Raw genomic sequence first — 19,566 nt, 5'->3', positions numbered from 1 at the left:
CTTAATTTTTAATCAGGAATTAAGGTAAAATCGATTTGACGTTTGGAAAGATCTACTTTTTTCACCCTGATCATCACTTCATCTCCAAGTTGGTATTTTTTCTTTTTGCGTTGGCCTACAATACAGTAGTTTTTCTCATCAAGTACGTAAAAATCATCTGATATGTCTCTTAAACGAATCATGCCTTCACATTTATTCTCTTCAATTTCTACATACATTCCCCACTCGGTAACGCCAGAAATAATCCCTTTGTACTCCGTACCGATATTATTTTCTAAGTATTCGGCTTGTTTATATTTAATAGAGGCTCGTTCGGCATCTGCGGCCCTCTTCTCCATAGCCGAAGAATGTACGCAGGCGACTTCGTAAAACTCCATGTCGGCTGATTTACCGCCGTCTAAGTAAGTTTGTAAAAGCCTGTGTGCCATTACATCGGGATAACGCCGGATAGGGGAAGTAAAGTGGGTATAATATTCGAAAGCCAGACCATAATGACTGGTTTTTTTAGTCGAATAAATTGCTTTTGCCATTGACCGGATGGCCAGCGAAGTTAAAATGTTCTGTTCTTTTTTGCCCTCCACATCGGCCATTAAATTGTTCAGCGATTTGGCAATCTCTTTATCCGATTTGGTGTTGATTTTGTAACCGAAGCGCGAAGCAAAAGTTGCAAAAGTATTTAAAGTTTCCATGTTTGGCGAATCGTGCACACGATAAACAAAGGTCAGTTTGTCTTTTCCTTTAGTTTTCTTGGCGATAAATTCGGCAACTTTACGGTTGGCTAAAAGCATGTAGTCTTCAATCAGTTTATGGGCATCTTTACGCTCTTTTACGTAAACACCAATGGGTTTGCCCGCTTCATCCAGTTTGAATTTAACTTCGGTACTTTCGAAACTGATGGCGCCGTTTTTGAATTTACGGTCGCGAAGGATATAGGCTAATTCGTTAAGTTTTAATATTTCCTGAGCATAATCACCTTCCTTATTCTCAATTACTTCCTGCGCCTCTTCGTAACTAAATCTTCTGTCTGAGTGGATTACTGTTCTGCCATACCATTCAGACTGGATGTTCGCCTGCTCATCCAGTTCAAAAACGGCTGCAAAACACAATTTATCTTCATGGGGGCGAAGTGAACATACGCCGTTGCTTAAGCGCTCAGGTAGCATGGGGATTACGCGATCGACAAGATAAACGGAAGTGGCGCGACTATATGCTTCTTTATCTAAATCAGTTCCCTGGATTACATAATGTGAAACATCAGCAATATGTACCCCAATTTCGTGATTTCCGTTAGGAAGTTTTTGATAAGAGATGGCATCATCGAAATCTTTCGCATCTGCCGGATCTATGGTAAAAGTTAATACTTTTCTAAAATCTTTTCTTTTTGCAATTTCTGCTGCAGGAATTTCTTCAGGAATGGCATTGGCTTCGCGTTCTACCTGTGGTGGAAATTCTAATGGAAAACCATACTGTGCTAAAATAGCATTCATTTCGGTATTGTTCTCGCCCTGGTTACCCAGTACGTGTTTAACAATTCCGATTGGATTTTTTGCACTTTCAGGCCAATCTGATAAGGTTACCAATACACGCTGACCGTTTTTGGCTTCGTGGGTATCGGCCAGGGGCACAAAAATATCATGCATCATTTTTTTATCGTCCGCAATTACAAATGCGAAGCGATCTGATATCTTGATAACACCTGTGAAATCTGATTTTGCTCTTTTAAGGATTTCGACAACTTCTCCATCGTTTTTACGACCGCTTTTCTTTGCAAAAACATAAGCCTTTACAGTATCACCATGCAATGCATTTTTGAGTTTTCGTGGAGCTACAAAAACATCTTTCTCAAATTCATCTTCCGGAATGATGTATGCTGATCCATCGGCAGTCATATCAACCGTACCGATAATGAAGTTCTGCAGTTCTTTAAGTTTAAATTTACCTTTTTCTGGTTCTAAGAAAATCCCTGCACTTTTCCCTTCTTTTAAGATCTCGAGAATGGTTTCTCTTGATTCCTGATCGTTCAAATTTAATTTGGCCGAAACCTGCTTGTAATTAAGCAGCTGATTATTGTTTTTTTCAAAAACATCACTAACCAATTGATTCAGAACTAATTTTATACTTGCCGATTTTTTCTTTGCCATATACTAAACTGAATTTACCGAAGATACAGAAAAGATGCTCAGGATGGAAAATATAGGGTATAATATGTAAAATGAATGATGGTTTATCGTTCAATAGTTCATTGGCCATTGGTTCATTAGTACAGCAAACAGGCTACCTGGCTGATGGTCTAATAGCTCATAGTTAATAGCCAAGACTGGTTAGGGAAAATTGCTACTGACTATCAACGATTAACCATGAACCAAATAAATAATATCCCAGATTAAACCTTATTTTTAGCATTCATTCCATCTTATGGACTATGGACTATGGACTATGGACTATGGACTATGGATTATGGACTACGCTGATCTCCACATAAGTAATTTTCTTTCTTTCGGCAGTGTAGCTTAAATGTATGTTCCCTTTTTTATCCTGAATAATGGCCGGGTAACTATACTCGCCTTTATCGTGGTTTTCTAAGGTATAAATGTCTTCCCAGTTTTCACCATCAGTTGATAGGGCCAGTTTTAATACCGATCTGCCTTCCCACCAGTTTTTGCCTGCTGTTAACGGATTGTAAACCAGTAATTGCCGGCCATCTTTTAGCGTTACGGCATCGCTACCCGAATTTGGATTAGGCAATTGAGTAGCCTTAAGTTTTGACCAGGTTTCGCCATTATCATCCGACCAGCTTTCTACAATCACATTCTGCCTGCTTCTGCACAATAACTGGAGTCTCCCATTAGGATAGGTGAGAATAGAGGGCTGGATTACACCAAAAGTATCGCAATTAATATTAATCTTTTTCCAGTTTTTACCATCAGCGTCCGATTTTTCAATATGGATTGCCCATGTTTTTTCATCTAAACTTTCTGTACTTGAGGGATAAAGAATTGTTCCATTAGGTAATTGGAAAGGTTTGTTTTTAATTGGTCCTAAAAAATCTTTTGGCAATTTATGTGCTTTAGACCATGTTTTCCCGTTGTTAACAGATGTTTTATATTCTGCCCACCAGGTTCTGGGATTTGCACCGACCTTATAATGTAAAAATAAGGTGCCATTTTTTGTTTTGAAAAGAACAGGATTCCAACAGGCAAACTGGCTCGTATCGTTTATTATCCCATTTGCGATTTGGATTGGTTGACTCCATTGTGTTCCGGTTTTTATTGACGACCAGATTGCAACGTCTTTACTGCCTTCATGTTTACCGCCAAACCAGGCTGCCATTATTTTTCCTTTGCCTAAATCAACCAGGGTAGAGGCGTGACAAGCCTCAAATGGAGCCTTTTCAAAAATAGTAGTCGACTGAATAATTTCCACTTTTTGCGCAGAAACGTTTAAAGAAAGAAAAATCAGTATAAAAACAATTGAAAGAGATCTAAACATTTTCTATTATTGATGTCCTGGTATAGCCTCGATCAGTTTTTTGGTATAAGCTGCTTTTGGCGCATAAAATATCTGCTCTGGAAAACCTTCTTCTTCTATTTTTCCTTTATTCATCACTAAAATACGGTCTGAAATATGTTTTACAACAGCTAGATCATGAGAAATGAAGATATAAGTGAGTCCAAATTCGCGTTGAAGATCTTTGATGAGGTTTAAAACCTGCGCCTGAACGGAGACATCTAAAGCAGATACCGATTCATCGCAAATGATAAATTTAGGTTGCAAAGCCAAAGCCCTGGCAATCACTACACGCTGCCTTTGTCCGCCGCTAAATTCATGCGGATATCGGTTAAAATGTTCTTCTTTTAAGCCTACTTTATCAAGCAATTCCAATACTTTTTGCTTACGCTCTTTATCGTTACCATACAATTTATGCACTTGTAACGGCTCTAAAATCGATTGACCGATGCTTAATTTTGGATTTAATGAAGCATAAGGATCCTGGAAAATGATCTGAATATCTTTCCTTAATTTGCGCAGGTCATTTCTTGAAATGTGTGTAATGTCTTCGCCATTAAATATGATTTCGCCGGATGTTGGCTGGATTAATCTTAAAATGGTGCGGCCCAGTGTGGTTTTACCACAACCTGATTCACCAACCAAACCTAAGGTTTCGCCAGGAAAAACCTCAAAATTCAACTGGTCAACGGCTTTAACATAATCAGTCGTTTTGCCAAAAAGACCGTTGTTGATAGGATACCACGTACACAGGTCTTTAATCTGAAGCAAAGGTTTCTGGGCGTAAAGTTTCTCCCTCCTTGCGGCTATTTCAGTTGTTGTTAGTTGGTTTGAAGCCTGTAAATGTGCCGAAGCATCATCAATTTTTCCGGTAAGGAAATCGGCCACCACAGGCAATTTTTTTAATTGTAGGCCAGGTGAGGGGCGACAGGCAAGCAAACCTTTGGTATATGGATGTTGCGGATTTTCAAAAATAGATTTTGCCGGGCCTTGCTCTACAATTTCGCCTTTGTACATTACAGCAACTTCATCGGCAATTTCGTTTACCACGCCTAAATCGTGCGAAATGAAGATCATCGCCATATTCCGTTCCTGTTTGAGTTTTAACAGGAGCTGTAAAATCGTTTTCTGAACGGTTACATCTAATGCTGTAGTGGGCTCATCGGCTATCAATAATTTTGGATCGCAACTTAAAGCCATAGCAATCATTACCCTTTGCTTTTGTCCGCCTGATATCTGGTGTGGGTAGCTATCAAATATTTTCTCTGGGCGGGGTAGCTGTACCTCGTTGAACAGTTCAATGGTATGTTTTCTCGCTTCTGCTTTATCTACCTCTCGATGTAACATGATGGCTTCTGCTACCTGGTATCCGCAGGTAAAAACGGGGTTAAGCGATGTCATTGGTTCCTGAAAAATCATCGAGATCTGGTTTCCCCTGATCTGGCGGATTTCGTTCGAGCTGAGATTGAGCAGGCTAATCTCTTCAAAATCTATTTCTCCGGTAATTTTTGCCGCACCTTCATCATGCAAACGCATAATGGAGAAAGAGGTAACTGATTTTCCAGAGCCTGACTCGCCAACAATACCTAAAACAGTTCCTTTTTTTACATTAAAACTGATCTGTTTTACGGCTTTAAACCAGGTTTTTTCATCCTGGTTATAAAAATCGATATTTAAATGCTCAACGTTTAACATTAGGTTACAATGGTAATGTTTTCTGCCGGAATTATATCCATACCTTTAAATTTTAACAATACCTGGGCGGTAGTAATTACATCTTTCTGGCAATAGGTAACAATTCTATCAAGATTTTTTTCTTCATAATAAACTTGTCTAACCTGCGCACCGTTGATATCATCCTTAGGTGTTGGGATATCTAAAATAGCGGCCAAAAGGTTTAAGGAAGTAAAATGCTTGTAATCGCCAAATTTCCAAAGCTCCATCGTATCGATGTGGTTAATCTCCCAGGGTTTTTTACCTGAAAGCTGTAACTGAACAGGAATTTCTATGCCATTAACTAGTAATCTGCGGCAGATATAGGGGAAATCAAACTCCTTTCCATTGTGCGCACAGAACATCAAAGTGGGCATTTGTTTGCTTAATAAAGCAGAAAACTGGTGCAGCATTTCTTTTTCATCATGGCCAAAAATGGATTTGATGCGTAATGAACAGGATTTGCCTTGAATACTGAAAATACCCAGACTGATACAGATAATTTTACCGAATTCGGCCATGATGCCGGCTTTTTCATAAAATTCTTCCGGACTTTGTTCAGAACTTCGCTGATAATGAGTTTTCTGCTCCCAAAGTTCCTGGAAATGGGGTGGTACATCCTGAAAAGATGGATATTGTGGAACAGTTTCTATATCGATAACCATTACCTGATTGAGATCTAAAGCCTTTAGCATACATCGATAGTTTTCAGTTAACAATTTACAATTTTCAATTCAAAATCTTCTATGTAAACAATTAACAATGCTACTTAAATTTTATAAGTTTGGATTATGGCGAAAAGTAAATTTGAGCAATCTTTAGCTGATGGTGCTCACCAAAAGCTTCAAAGTTTAATTGGTGCCTGGAGTGGGATAACCAAAACCTGGTTTGAAAAAGATGTGCTGGCAGATGAATCTCCAACTGAAGCAAAAATTACTTCTATTTTGGGTAACCGTTTTATTTCTCTTGATTACCAGGGAAGTTTGGAAGGAAAAGCTTTTGAAGGCAAAATGATTGTCGGTTTCGATATTCCTTACCAAAGATTTACAACAAGCTGGGTTGATAGTTTTCACATGGGCACGCAGATTATGCTTTCGAGCGGTGTGGCTACAACAAACGGTTTTTCTGTTTTTGGCGAATACGGCAGTCCGGAATATGGTGAACAGCTTTGGGGCTGGCGAACCACGCTTGAAATAATTAACGAAAATGAAATCGTATTAACGGCTTATAACGTTTCGCCAGAAGGCGAAGAAGCGAAAGCTACTGAAACGGTTTATAAGAGAAATTAAATATTGTTGGTCGAGATTTGTAATCCCGACTTGAGAACCCTTAAGTGGATTATAAATCCACAACTCTTTCAGTCGAGATTGCAAATCTCGACTAACATTATTTTAAACCTCGCAGGTTTTGGATCGATTAAAACAAGCTTGGCGAAGCCTGATTCGCCATTACCGGGATCTTTAAATCAGTGCCTACCGCTTTATTCAGTTTGTCGATAAAATAGGCTGAAAATAGTGGAGACGAAAGTTCCACATTTTGGTGTACAAAGAAATAAAGGTTTTGTAAACCTTGCTCTTTCCATACCACAATTCTTTCGATCCAATCATCTAAACGTTTTTTATCAATTTTATCATCATTGGCTCCTACAAAACGTACAAAAGCAGTTGGCGTAGTTAAACGCATGTGTAACATGTCTCTTCTGCCCGAAGTGTCGACAATGATGTTGGTTATACCATTATCTTCGAAAAGTTTTGCAAATTCATTCGCAATGGCGGGATTGGTAAACCATTCCGTATTTCTCACTTCAACACCCAGTGGAATTACCTTTGGAAATTCGTTGATCATGATTTTTAACCTCTCAAAATCTTTCGGTTTAAAGTTATCGTGCAATTGGAGAAAAGCCATTCCCAGCTTATCTTCGAAATTACTGATGGCATCACAATACTGCTCTACGGGTTCCTTAACATTGATCAACCTTTTAAAGTGACTGATGGTATTGGTTAGTTTAGGAAAGAATTTAAAATCTACAGGTGTCTTTTGCGTCCACGTAATTACCTGCTCGCGGGTAGGCATGCCGTAAAAAGTGGCATTCAATTCAATCGAATTAAACTGGGTAGAATAATAAGTTAATTCATCCTTGGTCCCTTTTGGATAAAAACCTTTTAAATCGGCCTTATTCCATTTAGCGCAACCCACGTAAGCCTGGAAAGATTGTTTAGCTTTATTTGCTGCTAAAATTGCTGCTGTTTCAGGAGCATCAGCAGGAAGGGTATAATCTATAATCGAAGGATCGTCTACTTTACCGAATTGCATTTTTTTAGGTTTTAGGTGTAAGGTAAAAGGTTTAAGGCAAAAAAATACCTTAGCTTATTCAACTAAGGTATTTATATATTGTAAAAATAAGAAACTTGTTCTTTGCTTTAGCTTATTGTGGAAAGTTAATAGTTTCCATAACCTAAAACTGAGAATTGAAAATTGCCAATTGGAAACTGACTTAGTAACCCAGAATCTTCAACACCTGTTTACTATTTTGTTCTTCTCCAAAAACCTCAAAATTGAAACTTTCGTCGCGGTTTCTGCGGATCAACACATGTTTCGGACTTGGTAACAAACAGTGGTGAATACCACCATAACCACTCAACACTTCCTGGTAAGCACCCGTGTGGAAGAAACCTAAATACTGCACCTTACGTGTTTTAGGCATAAATACACTGTTCATGTGTGCTTCTTGGTTGTAATAATCCTGTCCATCGCAGGTAATGCCACCTAAGTTCACCCGTTCGTACTCTGCATCCCAATTGTTAATCGGCAATAAAATATATTTTTGATTTAAGGCCCAAACATCAGGTAAATTGGTGATGAAAGAACCATCTAACATCAACCAACGCTCACGGTCGTTCTGTTGTTTACGCCCCAGTACTTTATAAAGGATACCAGATGCCTCAGCAACGGTATATTTTCCAAATTCGGTAATAATATCTGGTTCCATTACCTCGTGGATAGCACAGATTTCTTTAATCCTTTTCACAATTTCGTTTACCATGTATTCGTAATCGAAATCGAACACCAGCGAATCTTTAAATGGCATACCACCACCAATATCCAGCGTATCTAAATCAGGATTGATTTTTTTGAACTTGCAGTAAAGGGTTACATATTTCTCTAACTCGTTCCAGTAATATGGCGAATCGGTAATACCCGAGTTAATGAAAAAGTGTAACAACTTAACCCTGAAATTAGGGTTGTGAACGATTTTGTTGTTATAAAAATCGATAATATCTTCCATACGTACACCCAAACGCGAAGTATAAAACTGCGAGTCAGGCTGCTCTTCAGCGGCAATACGGATACCTAAATTACAAGGAGTATCAATATCAACCTCGTCATCAAAAAGATTAAACTCTTCTTTGTTGTCTAAAACCGGGATAATATTGGTATAACCATCGTGCAACATATCAATGATATATTGTTTGTACTGGTAGGTTTTAAAACCATTACAGATGATAGTGGTATCTTTCGTTAATACACCTTTTTTCTCCAGGGCATCAACCATTGGCATATCAAAAGCCGAAGAAGTTTCCAGGTGGATGTTATTTTTTAACGCTTCTTCTACAATATGCTTAAAATGCGAGCTTTTTGTACAGTAGCAATATTTGTAATCGCCACGATAATTGTTCTTTAAAATAGCGGTTTGGAAAAGAATCTTCGCCTGCTGAATCTTCTTACTTACCATCGGTAAATACGTGAAACGTAGGGGAGTACCGTAAGTTTCGATCATTTCCATCAGGTTTAAATCCTGAAAATATAACTCATCATCTATAACATCAAAGCCTTCCTGTGGAAAACCAACGCTTAGATCGAGAAATTCTGAGTAACTCTGCATTTACTTTTAAATAATTTTTGCAAAAATGTAATTTTAAATCGAGAATTAAACGGTATTGAAAATATTTTTACTGTAAGGAAACGTTTAGCCTGATTACAAAAAACGACGAGAAGTTGTTTTGGATTGAACGTAGATGGTTTTATTTTGTTAATGGTCTGTAAAACAGTTATTGATAATATATTTAAGTTTTAAGATTTGGAAAGCAGGTTCCTGTTTTTATAGGTTTGGGTTGGCCCTGCTCTCCACTTTACTTGTTGCACTCGTGTCGTTCCGATCAAGTTTAGTTGAAAAGGACCGTGCTGTTATTTGGGTTTGGTAGCAAGTAGTCTAATCAAGCACCAAATAGCGCTTTATCCTTTGCGGAGATATTTGGTTAAAATTACAATGGTTTGTCCTTCTACTTTACCCTCAATCTGTTCAATGTTATCATGAACTAATCGGATGTTTTTAACAACAGTACCCAATTTAGCGCTCAAAGTAGAGCCTTTAACATCTAACGTTTTAACCAAAACCACGGTATCGCCTTCAAATAATCGCGTACCGTTGCTGTCCTGATGGAATTCTACTGTTCCGTCTTGCTCGTGGTCGCCGGTTTTTTTAGCCCAGTCCAAAGTTTCATCTTCCAGGTATAAAATATCCAGACTATCTGCTGCCCAGCCTTCATTTCTTAATCTGCTCAACATTCTCCAGGCAACAACCTGTACCGGGGCAAATTCCGACCACATGGTTTCTGTTAATATTTTCCAATGGTTTGGTGCAAGCTGTTCTGTTTTTTCAATCTGGTCTAAACAGGTTTTACAAACTAAAATACTGTTATCACTATTGGCATTGCTGGTTGGCGGCACTTCGTACACTGATAAATTGGTTTCAGCGGTGCATAATTCGCATTTATTGCCCGAACGGGTCTGTAATTCTTGTGCTAAAGACATCTTGATACTGGATTTTTGGCGAAAGTAATAAAACTAATTGGAATCACGCGGATCGTCATTTCGACCGCAGTGGAGAAATATTTATATTTAGGTTTAATAGAAAGGAATGTTTGCTGATCATTTGGAAAGCAGGTTCCTTTTTTATCGATTTGGGTAGCCCTGCTCTCCACTTTACTCGTTGCACTCGTGTTCGTTCCGATCAGGTTTATGTATTTAGGCCGATGCTGCTATTTGAGGTTGAATAGCGAGTGTGCATTAATCAGATGGTTTTTCCGTGCACTCCGGGCTTCCGTGGCAAAAATATAATGGTTCTTGGAGACACGAAACACGGCGAGGAATGTTTGCTGATCATTTGGAAAGCAGGTTGCTTTTTTATCGGTTTGGGTAGCCCTGCTCTCCACTTTACTCGTTGCACTCGTGTTCGTTCCGATCAGGTTTATTAAATTAGGCTGGTGCTGCTATTTGAGGCTTAATAGCGAGTGTGCATTTGTCAGATGGGTTTTCCGTGCGCTCCGAGCTTCCGTGGCAAAAATATAATGGTTCGTGGAGACACGAACCATGGCGAGGAGAAAGCAGGTTCACAATCCCAAGGTTGGTGGCTCATCAACCTCATGTATATTATTTGGCTTGGCTGGTGCGCCACCTGCCAAGGATATTAGGTAATAGCCTATTTACCAGGTAAATGTATCTCAGCCAGCATACACCTCGCGCTGCCACCACCATTTTTTTCAATGGTGTAAAGTGGTGCATAAATGATTCTGCTATATTGTTCAAGCGCAGCAATCTGCTCAGCAGTTAAAGATAAAAAAGCCTGTTCGGACATCACCAATAAACTTTCGTCCTCGGCATTACTTACCTGTAACATATTACCTGCAAATTTATTCATCTGTTCCAGACTGATTTCGATGATTTCTTTGCCAGTGCTTTTTAAACTGATGGTTACATTTAATTTCTCCTCAGGATCTTTTATCGAATCCAGACAGATTACTGCAAAACGATCACCAATGCACATCATCACATTGGTATGGTAAATCGGGAAATTTGATCCATCTACCGCCTGGAAAGCAACTGGCTCGTATCCGGTAAGCATGCAAAAATTGTTTAGCACTTCTTCGTCTGTGCGCACACTTAAGCAGGCGTAAGCAATTTTGTTGATACGATCTAGTACCATGCTTCCGGTACCCTCTAAAAACGCATGTTGTTGTTCGTAAAAGCTTAAATCGCTGATATGGTTAACTTCAAAATGGTCTTTCAATCCTTCTAATATTTCATTTCTGCGCTCTAACCTGCGGTTTTCAGAAAACATAGGATAAAGATATACTGAGCCATCATCGTGGAAAGAAACCCAATTGTTCGGAAAAATAGAATCCGGTGTTTCAGGCTCCAAAGTGTCATCTATCACGGTAACATCTACGCCATTTTGCTGCAATAAGGCAACAAAAGCATCAAACTCTTTTAGCGCAGCTGTTTGTACATTGCTTTCGGTAGAAGCAACCTGGAATTTATTGTTTCCTGCCGTTTGCTCGTTGAATTTAAAATCAACGGGGCGGATCATTAAAATGTGATTGGTCGTCTGCATTTTTGGGTTAATTGTTTAAACCGGTTAATTGGTTAACTGTTCCGGGCGATTGCCCGTCATCCATTTACCATCTTACGTTTTACATGCTATAAATTGTCTCTCAAAACAGGTAAACTCATACAATGAAAACCACCACGGGCGCGTGATAATTCTGCCGATGGCATTAAAATCAAGGTATCGGTTATGGTTTCGGCGCTTATTTTGCCGCTTTCTAAATCCTGGATCAAATCTTTCACATCCACTATATCAAAGCCGGCAGCTTTAAAGGCTTCAACAGTTTTATCGTTTCTATCGTAGCCTAAAACCACACCTTCTTTAATCGCTAAAAGGTTACAAGAATCCGTCCATTGTTCTCTCGAATCGTAAGGGAACTGGTTATTTCCGCTGTAGATAATCTGAGTGGGTTCAGTGCTTTTTAAGTCGTTCTGGCTAATATCGTTTAATAAAGCTTCTACGTGTTCGAAATGTTTAGGTTCCTGTGGATTGGCTTTAGTAAACTGGATAGCAGTGGTGGCCTCTAATTTTTCTGGTTCTTTTAAAAAGTTGATCGGCTCGTAAGGATTATATTTTGGTGAATGGGCAATGGAATTCAAAATGACCCAGGTATTGCGTTTAACCTGTGTAAAAACAGTATCCAGGTGCATATAATCGCGTTTGCTTGGTATTTTTACCACGGTAACTTTTTCTACCACATCCTGATCGAACAACAGTTTAATCGCTTCATTGGCACCATGTTCAGAGGTTCTTTCGCTACAGCCAATTAATACATGATTAGGGCTTACCATCATCACGTCGCCACCTTCTAAAGTGGTGCTGAAAGCTGGTTCATCGCCCGGACGTAAAAAGTGCATGGTCACATCTGGAATTTCGAGAATATTATTGCGGTAACCTTCAAACAAAGGGTGGTTGAAGAAAATATAACGCATTAAAAGTGTTTCGCGCACACGAGCTTTTTTTGCCGGTTTGTTTAACAGGATGTGGTTGTTAATGGTTATGCCCACATCTCTGGTGAAAATTAAATTAGGGATTGGCGCAAAAATCATGGTATCGTTGGCCAATGTTCCGGAGATAAAAATCTCTGCCAATTGTTTCGGATCGGTATTGGTTAATTCCAATTGAACTTTATAAGTACAACCTTCAATCGCACAAACAGCAGCAACCAGTTTTTTACGGATGGATTCGTCCTCCAGCATTTCACTTAACAGGTTCTGAATCTCGATTACCGATTTAGAATTATGAAAATCGGGGTGGTTAGGTTTATAATAATTACGGTTGGATGCTTCTGAATCTATTTCAGCCAGTTTTCCTTTAATCTTATCAGGATCAAGAAAATACATCAACAGTTTAATATAATAATCGTATTCGCCTTTACGGATGGTATCTAAATGGACAATATCTTCGAAAAGCCAATCTTGTGCCTTTGAGGGTACTACTTTGCCTAATCCACTATCAGGACTATGTATTAATAATTTACGCAATCTGCCGATTTCGGTGGTTACGCTCACTTTAAAATTGGGGTTCTGCTCGCTCATAAAAAAGTTAGTTATTGCAAATCTATCAGAATTTTTGAGAGTCCGAAAGTCCGATGTCCGAAAGTCGGAAGATATAGTTTGAAAGTACATAGTCAAAAATTTTGAAGACTAATAAGTTTTATGTTATAAGCACCCTGTCTTCCGACCTCGGACCTCTGACTTTTTTTACACAGAACCAGCCAAATAAACCTTATTGAAGCGGCAGCTCCCGATTCCTTCAATCGGGACTATAGCGGAAAGAAGGACTATCGGTACCGACTAGCACTGCTTAGCTTTCCAAACCCTTTAAAAACGATGAAAATTGAAATTTAGGCTAAAAAAATCTTCAGACTTCGGTCTCCCGACTTCGGACTTTTTTCTCTATTTTTGGCACATGAATTTTATTATTGCCGAAACACAGAAAGCCATTTTTGAACTTTATAAGGAAGAAGTAGCCGAAAGTGTAATCAACATACAAGAAACCCGTAAAGAATTTGAAGGACAGGCAACCATTGTTGTTTTTCCCATCACTAAAATTTCGAAAAAATCGCCAGAACAAACGGCCACTGAAATTGGCGAATATTTAGTCGCTAACGTAGCTGATATTACCAAATTTAATGTAGTTAAGGGCTTTTTAAACTTAAGCATTGCTGAAAGTTATTTCTTAAAACAATTTAATGAAGAAATTTTATCGCCTGATTTTGGCGTATATGCACCGAATGGTAAAAAGGTAATGGTAGAATATTCGTCGCCAAATACCAATAAACCGCTTCACCTGGGGCATGTGCGTAATAACCTGTTGGGTTACTCGGTTTCTGAACTGCTTAAAGCTTACGGTTACGATGTAGTGAAGGTAAACCTGGTTAACGACCGTGGGATCCACATCTGTAAATCGATGCTGGCCTGGCAAAGGTGGGGCAATGGCGAAACGCCTGAAAGCACAGGCTTAAAAGGCGATCACCTGGTTGGAAAATACTATGTAATTTTCGATAAAGAGTATAAAAAAGAGATTGATACTTTAAAAGCGGAAGGACAAACTGAAGAAGAAGCCAAGAAAAATGCACCATTAATTAAAGAAGCACAACAAATGCTGTTGAAATGGGAGCAAGGGGATGAAGAGGTAGTTTCGCTTTGGAAAACCATGAACGAGTGGGTTTACGCTGGTTTTAATGTAACATATAAAAACCTTGGGGTAGATTTTGATAAGTTTTATTACGAAAGCAATACCTACCTGTTAGGAAAAGGTACGGTTGATGAAGGTTTGGCCAAAGGCGTTTTCTTTAAAAAAGAAGATGGTTCGGTATGGATCGATTTAACTGCAGATGGCTTAGACCAGAAACTGGTTTTGCGTGCGGATGGAACTTCAGTTTACATTACGCAGGATTTAGGTACTGCTGAAATGAAACACGACGATTTCAATATGGATGAGTCGATTTATGTGGTCGGAAATGAGCAGGATTACCATTTCAAAGTGTTGTTCCTGATTCTAGAAAAACTGGGCAAAAGCTGGGCAAAAGGTTTATACCACTTATCATACGGAATGGTCGATTTACCAAATGGTAAAATGAAAAGCCGCGAGGGAACCGTTGTAGATGCCGATGAGTTAATAGAGAGCATGGTAACCACCGCCCGTGAAAAAACAGAAGAATTGGGTAAAACCAACGATTTTAGTGAAGCAGATAAAGAAGAATTATATAAAAATATAGGTTTGGGCGCTTTAAAATATTTCCTTTTAAAGGTTGAACCGAAAAAACGTTTATTGTTTAATCCGGCTGAGAGTATCGATTTTCAGGGGAATACCGGGCCGTTTATTCAATATACGCATGCGCGGATTAAATCGTTGCTGAGCAAATCAGATTATAAGTTTGGCGTTGGGAGTTTGGCGTTTAGCGGGATAAGCGATGTGGAGTTGGAAATGATTCTGCAATTGGCAAAATATCCTGAAGAGATTGCTATTGCTGCAAAAGCTTACAGTCCGGCGAGTTTGGCTAACTATTTATACGAACTGGCTAAACTGTTTAACAAATTTTACCATGAGGTACCGCCAATTGTAAAAACGGAAGAAGGTGAAGCGAAACAGTTCCGTTTAAACCTGAGCAAAAAAACCGCCGATATCATTCATGCCGGAATGTTGATTTTAGGAATTACTTCGCCAGAGCGGATGTAAGATGGATGATGTAAGAATGTATGATGTGAAATGGAAACACCTACTACGATTCTTAATTATTATGCAAAATAGAGTATTCATAGTACATTTTAATAATATAGATAATTACCCTGCCCTTTGTTCTGTATTTACAGATGGAAAGGGCAGGGGTGATTAATTATTTTGCTTTAGCCGATTCTGGCAGCAGTACCAATCTGATATAATTCTTGCCGGTCAGGTATTTATCTGCAATATCTTTTACCTCTTTTGCAGTCATTCCTTTGATGATCTGGTTGTAGTCGCTGATCTGGTCCAGCGGCTCACCATTGCTGAGTTGTCCAGTCAGGTAATCCAGCCAGAAATTATTTGTTTTCATCGTGGTTTGCATCGTATGTAAGTCTTCTGCCTTAAACTTTTCAATGTTTTCCGGTGCCGGGCCAGCTTTCTTCAACTTTTCAACCTCATCCACCGCAGAGGCAATCATCCTTTCTACATTTGCTGGTGAACAGCCGAAATAGATAGATATACCATATCTGCCATCAGGCAATTTACGGGTACTTACTTCCGCTGCAGGAGAGTAAACCCCACTTTCTTCCTCCCGCAATCTTTCCAGTAAACGGATTTCCAAAGCTTCTTTTAGTGCCTGCATCTTCAGGGTACTCGCGTAATCATAATCAAACTTTCCAGAAAAAATCAGGTAAACCATAGCCTTATCTTCCTTACCAGCATATACTGTTTTGGATATCAAGCCTTCAGGCACATGGATGTCCAGATTTTTTGCTGCCTCTATGCTTCCGTTTGCAGGAAGGGAAGCGATGTATTTTTCCAGGTGAGGCTTTAATTTTGCCTCGTCTATATTTCCTACAAGGACAAATTTCATCCCTGTTACATTGGCGAATCTCTCCTTATATATCGAATATGCGCGATTAAGGCTGATCTGTGCAATCTTCTCCAGGTTAGCAGGCGTACGGCGGACATTGTAGTTCCCCAAAACTGTAGTCATTGTATCACTGAAAACCGATTCAGGATCATCGTCTTTGTTCACCAGGGCCGCTTTTGCATTGGAGATAATCCCTTTGAAAATCTGCTCATCTTTACGCGGTTCTGTAGCGTATGCATACAGCAAACTAAAGGCACTGTCCATATCTTTGGCATTTGTACTCCCAATAAAGCCCTGCATACGCTCATCTATAAAAGGAAAAACCGATACCTGTTTACCTGAGAGATATTTTTCCAGCTGACTGGCATTGTAATTCCCTACACCTGCTGAAGAGATAATATTTGAGGCATTAGCTGCACTTTCATAATCCGCATCACTGTATAAGGATGTTCCCCCATTGGTAAAAGCCTGGAAAACAATCTCGTCATTTTTGAAGTTTGTTTTCTTCAGGATCACATTTACACCATTGCTGAGGGTAAGGAAAGTAAGTCCGGTTTTGGCATCTTTCTCCTCCTTCACAATTTTTCCGGGTACCGGCATATGAGCCAGTAAGGGCAACGTACTTACATCGTCTTTAAAAGCATCCATCTTTTCTGCATTGACTTCCTTTATCCAGGCTAAAACAGCAGATTCGGCCGGTAAAGTTGCCTTATCCTTTTCAGGTGCGGTCACAATGATATCCCTGTCGGTTTCCCTGATGTATTCTTTGGCTAGTGCATTTACCTCTGCAAGCGTAATTGTAGGAATAAACCGGTTTACCATTTCATTTTGTTTGCTTAATCCAGGAGCGGCCCCGCCATAAAGGAAATGGTTCATATAAGCATTTACATAGGTATTGGAAGTCATTTTATCCTTTTCCTGCATCATCGCTTCCATATCATTCAGATACTCCCTTTTGGAACGCTCAAGCTCTGTTTTAGAAAAGCCCAGCCGCTGCAGCCTGGCCGTTTCCCTCCACACCGCTTTAAATCCACTCTCCACTTCTCCGGGCCTGCAGCTAACATAAAGTTTAAATGCTTCCAGTCCTGGCATAACTTCACGAATTGCGGCACCACCTTCTAAAAACGGAGGATTGGCTTGCCGTGATAATTCCATGTAACGCCTGCTCAGCATTCCGTTGAACAGATTTCTCAGCAGTGAAGCACGGTAATCATTCTCTGTATAAATTTTCTGCTCTTTATGCTTGGAATTAACTTCTATAACCGTATTGGTCAATTCTTTATCCGTTACCGCAAGAAACTGGTTTTTTCCTGTTAAGGAAGAACTATACTTTACCCTTGGTTTTTCATTTGGCGGGTTTTTCAGGTCAGCAAATTTTTGCCGGATCAGTTGTTCCATTTTTGCCACGTCGATATCACCTACAATAATAAGGGCCTGCAGGTTAGGACGGTACCAGTTATGGTAATAATTGCGAATCACTTCTGGTTTAAAATGAAGGATTACATCTGCTTTACCAATAGGCAAACGTGAGGCATAACGCGAGTTATTTACCATCACCGGAAGGGTTTGTCTTAATATGCGATCTTCAGCGCCCTTACCCAACCTTTCTTCTTCCATAATCACACCGCGCTCCTTTTCAATCTCGGCAGTCTCAAGTGTTAGTCCTTGTGCCCAATCGCGCATAATCTGCAGCCCGTTTTTCATTACCGCAGGATCATCTGTCGGCAGCGGTAACTGATAAACTGTTTCATCAAAACTGGTGTAGGCATTTAAATCGGCACCAAACCTTACACCGGCTTTCTGGAGATAATTGATCAGCTCACTTTTGGGAAAGTGCTCCGTTCCATTAAAACTCATATGCTCCAGGAAATGTGAAAGTCCCTGCTCCTCATCTGTCTCCAGGATAGATCCTACCTTATTGGCAAGATACATCACTACACGGTGCTCAGGCTCATTGTTATAGCGGATATAATAGGTAAAACCATTAGCCAACTTCCCGGTACGCACCGAGGGATCCAGCGGAATCAGTTTTGTGCCCGGCCGAACAGTATGGTGAACGGCAACAGTGGATTTAGCAGGCTTGTGTTGTGCTCCCGCAAGCAAAGGCAGGCAATTGCCTGCGATAAGCAGGGCTATATTAATTTTGTAGATTTTCATATGGGTAATAAAATTTATAATGCTGGTTTTTCATCAGCTATACTGCGCTGTGCTGTGAGCTGTGATCTGCCTGATTTAGTGGGGAAGCACTTCTGCCAGTTTATGCTCCAGTGCTGCTCCCCTTAGGTTTTTTGCGATAATCTTGCCGTTCGGGTCAATCAGGAAATTCGACGGGATCATAGTCACATCAAACAGTTTACCGACTTTGGAGCCAACATCCTGTAGATTTGGCCAGGATAATTTATCCTCACGCAAGGCGGTCATCCAGGAGCCTTTATCAAAATCTGAAGAGATGCCCAGTACGTTAAAATTGTGTGCAGCAAATTTTTGATAGGCCGCAACTACATTAGGATTTTCCTGCCTGCAAGGCACACACCAGCTGGCCCAGAAATCGACAAGCACATATTTTCCCTTGTAGGAAGATAAGCTGACTAACTTTCCGGTAGAATCAGGTAGGGAAAATTCTGGTGCCACCATCCCAACACTTACTTTTTGTGCAAGTTTAAGGTCTGCAGTCAGTTTTTTTCCAACTGCAGTCAGTTTCAAAGGGGCCATAATTTGTTTAAACAAGTCCATGGTTTTTTCAAAAGGCATTCCGTGCCTGAAAGACTCTGATAAAAGGTAAAGACTGAAATAATTGGAGGGATGACGGGCTATATATGAACTGTCTGTTGTGATTTTTATCTGATCCAGCGAATCTGATGCCTTTTCTATTGTCTTCATCTGCTGTCTGAGCTTTTCCTTATTTTGTGTGCTGTCACTCATCAGGTCCTCAATGTTGAAATAAGCAGACCTCGCATCACTCAAAGCCTCTGTAAGTGCCGCTGTTTTATTTTCATAAGCTACCTTTTCTATATTCAATGGAGAACCTGAAAATATGGGTTGTGTAATGTTTCCCAAGGGAAAAGAGATGTTCAAAACCCCTTTCTCAATAAACAATTGAAAGGACGGGCGCACAGCTTCGTCTTTCTGATTCTTTCCTTTAGAGGTTAGGGAATAAGAAAGGACTGACCATACCGGATCCTTTACGTTCCCGCGGAAACTGAAGGTTCCGTTTTTTACCAGGACAGAATCCTGTTGCATGTCATCGCCTATATAACGTTCAAGGTATACAGTCACTTTATCAGTGGGTTTCATGCCTGTTATTTTTCCCTTTAATGTGTAATTCGGAGCTTTCTTTTGCGCAAAAGACACAGTGCTGCCTGTAATCAGCAACAGAAAAAGTATAAATTGGATCGATCTGTGATAATATGTGTTCATT

Annotated in this window: 13 protein-coding genes; 2 read left to right on the top strand and 11 right to left on the bottom strand. The window is 39.7% G+C overall.

Annotated elements, in window-relative coordinates; translation table 11 throughout:
• Window positions 1-8: 8 nt before the first annotated feature.
• From rnr to KYH19_RS10355, 4 genes are all read right to left on the bottom strand, one after another.
• Complete coding sequence (rnr, locus tag KYH19_RS10370) at window positions 9-2,141, bottom strand: ribonuclease R (protein ID WP_132397006.1); 2,133 nt, start codon at window positions 2,139-2,141, stop codon at window positions 9-11.
• A 307-nt stretch (window positions 2,142-2,448) separates the two neighbouring features.
• Entirely contained in the window at window positions 2,449-3,489 is a 1,041-nt protein-coding gene (locus KYH19_RS10365; protein WP_219078641.1) for an exo-alpha-sialidase, read from the bottom strand.
• 6 nt (window positions 3,490-3,495) lie between these two features.
• Window positions 3,496-5,202, bottom strand: coding sequence for an ABC transporter ATP-binding protein (locus KYH19_RS10360; RefSeq protein WP_219078640.1), 1,707 nt, complete (start codon window positions 5,200-5,202; stop codon window positions 3,496-3,498).
• Window positions 5,202-5,915: a 3'-5' exonuclease gene (locus KYH19_RS10355; RefSeq protein ID WP_219078639.1), complete on the bottom strand. Its 714-nt coding sequence runs from the start codon at window positions 5,913-5,915 to the stop codon at window positions 5,202-5,204. The genes KYH19_RS10360 and KYH19_RS10355 overlap by 1 nt, the downstream gene beginning before the upstream one ends.
• 96 nt (window positions 5,916-6,011) lie before the next feature.
• Here KYH19_RS10355 and KYH19_RS10350 point away from each other — a divergent pair, with 96 nt between their 5' ends.
• Window positions 6,012-6,509: a DUF1579 domain-containing protein gene (locus KYH19_RS10350; RefSeq protein ID WP_219078638.1), complete on the top strand. Its 498-nt coding sequence runs from the start codon at window positions 6,012-6,014 to the stop codon at window positions 6,507-6,509.
• A gap of 127 nt (window positions 6,510-6,636) precedes the next feature.
• Here the strand turns inward: KYH19_RS10350 and KYH19_RS10345 are convergent, their stop codons facing one another.
• The 5 genes from KYH19_RS10345 to KYH19_RS10325 form a co-directional block, all read right to left on the bottom strand.
• The gene (locus KYH19_RS10345) at window positions 6,637-7,533 is read right to left on the bottom strand and encodes a DUF72 domain-containing protein (RefSeq protein ID WP_219078637.1); all 897 of its coding nucleotides are present in this window, start codon (window positions 7,531-7,533) and stop codon (window positions 6,637-6,639) included.
• Between the two features lie 181 nt (window positions 7,534-7,714).
• Window positions 7,715-9,103, bottom strand: a complete 1,389-nt coding sequence (locus KYH19_RS10340; protein WP_025146786.1) for an arginine decarboxylase — start codon at window positions 9,101-9,103, stop codon at window positions 7,715-7,717.
• Between the two features lie 350 nt (window positions 9,104-9,453).
• Complete coding sequence (locus KYH19_RS10335) at window positions 9,454-10,032, bottom strand: PhnA domain-containing protein (protein ID WP_219078636.1); 579 nt, start codon at window positions 10,030-10,032, stop codon at window positions 9,454-9,456.
• Between the two features lie 667 nt (window positions 10,033-10,699).
• Window positions 10,700-11,611: a citrulline utilization hydrolase CtlX gene (gene ctlX, locus KYH19_RS10330; protein WP_219078635.1), complete on the bottom strand. Its 912-nt coding sequence runs from the start codon at window positions 11,609-11,611 to the stop codon at window positions 10,700-10,702.
• Window positions 11,612-11,697: 86 nt separating this feature from the next.
• Window positions 11,698-13,143, bottom strand: coding sequence for an arginine deiminase family protein (locus KYH19_RS10325; protein WP_219078634.1), 1,446 nt, complete (start codon window positions 13,141-13,143; stop codon window positions 11,698-11,700).
• Between the two features lie 373 nt (window positions 13,144-13,516).
• Between KYH19_RS10325 and argS the strand changes: the two genes are divergently transcribed.
• Entirely contained in the window at window positions 13,517-15,289 is a 1,773-nt protein-coding gene (gene argS / locus KYH19_RS10320; protein WP_219078633.1) for an arginine--tRNA ligase, read from the top strand.
• 157 nt (window positions 15,290-15,446) lie between these two features.
• Here the strand turns inward: argS and KYH19_RS10315 are convergent, their stop codons facing one another.
• Window positions 15,447-18,305: a pitrilysin family protein gene (locus KYH19_RS10315; RefSeq protein ID WP_219078632.1), complete on the bottom strand. Its 2,859-nt coding sequence runs from the start codon at window positions 18,303-18,305 to the stop codon at window positions 15,447-15,449.
• 75 nt (window positions 18,306-18,380) lie between these two features.
• Window positions 18,381-19,565 (bottom strand): TlpA disulfide reductase family protein, encoded by a 1,185-nt coding sequence (locus KYH19_RS10310; RefSeq protein WP_219078631.1) that lies wholly within the window; start codon window positions 19,563-19,565, stop codon window positions 18,381-18,383.
• Window position 19,566: the final 1 nt, after the last annotated feature.

The sequence above is a fragment of the Pedobacter sp. D749 genome (assembly GCF_019317285.1).
In the GTDB taxonomy this organism is placed as follows: domain Bacteria; phylum Bacteroidota; class Bacteroidia; order Sphingobacteriales; family Sphingobacteriaceae; genus Pedobacter.
This window is presented reverse-complemented; position numbering and strand designations above follow the sequence as displayed.

Bases quoted from the DNA above. Each gene is read 5' to 3' on its own strand.
- rnr (WP_132397006.1), bottom strand. From the start codon at position 2,141: ATGGCAAAGAAAAAATCGGCAAGTATAAAATTAGTTCTGAATCAATTG.
- KYH19_RS10365 (WP_219078641.1), bottom strand. From the start codon at position 3,489: ATGTTTAGATCTCTTTCAATTGTTTTTATACTGATTTTTCTTTCTTTA.
- KYH19_RS10360 (WP_219078640.1), bottom strand. From the start codon at position 5,202: ATGTTAAACGTTGAGCATTTAAATATCGATTTTTATAACCAGGATGAA.
- KYH19_RS10355 (WP_219078639.1), bottom strand. From the start codon at position 5,915: ATGCTAAAGGCTTTAGATCTCAATCAGGTAATGGTTATCGATATAGAA.
- KYH19_RS10350 (WP_219078638.1), top strand. From the start codon at position 6,012: ATGGCGAAAAGTAAATTTGAGCAATCTTTAGCTGATGGTGCTCACCAA.
- KYH19_RS10345 (WP_219078637.1), bottom strand. From the start codon at position 7,533: ATGCAATTCGGTAAAGTAGACGATCCTTCGATTATAGATTATACCCTT.
- KYH19_RS10340 (WP_025146786.1), bottom strand. From the start codon at position 9,103: ATGCAGAGTTACTCAGAATTTCTCGATCTAAGCGTTGGTTTTCCACAG.
- KYH19_RS10335 (WP_219078636.1), bottom strand. From the start codon at position 10,032: ATGTCTTTAGCACAAGAATTACAGACCCGTTCGGGCAATAAATGCGAA.
- ctlX (WP_219078635.1), bottom strand. From the start codon at position 11,611: ATGCAGACGACCAATCACATTTTAATGATCCGCCCCGTTGATTTTAAA.
- KYH19_RS10325 (WP_219078634.1), bottom strand. From the start codon at position 13,143: ATGAGCGAGCAGAACCCCAATTTTAAAGTGAGCGTAACCACCGAAATC.
- argS (WP_219078633.1), top strand. From the start codon at position 13,517: ATGAATTTTATTATTGCCGAAACACAGAAAGCCATTTTTGAACTTTAT.
- KYH19_RS10315 (WP_219078632.1), bottom strand. From the start codon at position 18,305: ATGAAAATCTACAAAATTAATATAGCCCTGCTTATCGCAGGCAATTGC.
- KYH19_RS10310 (WP_219078631.1), bottom strand. From the start codon at position 19,565: ATGAACACATATTATCACAGATCGATCCAATTTATACTTTTTCTGTTG.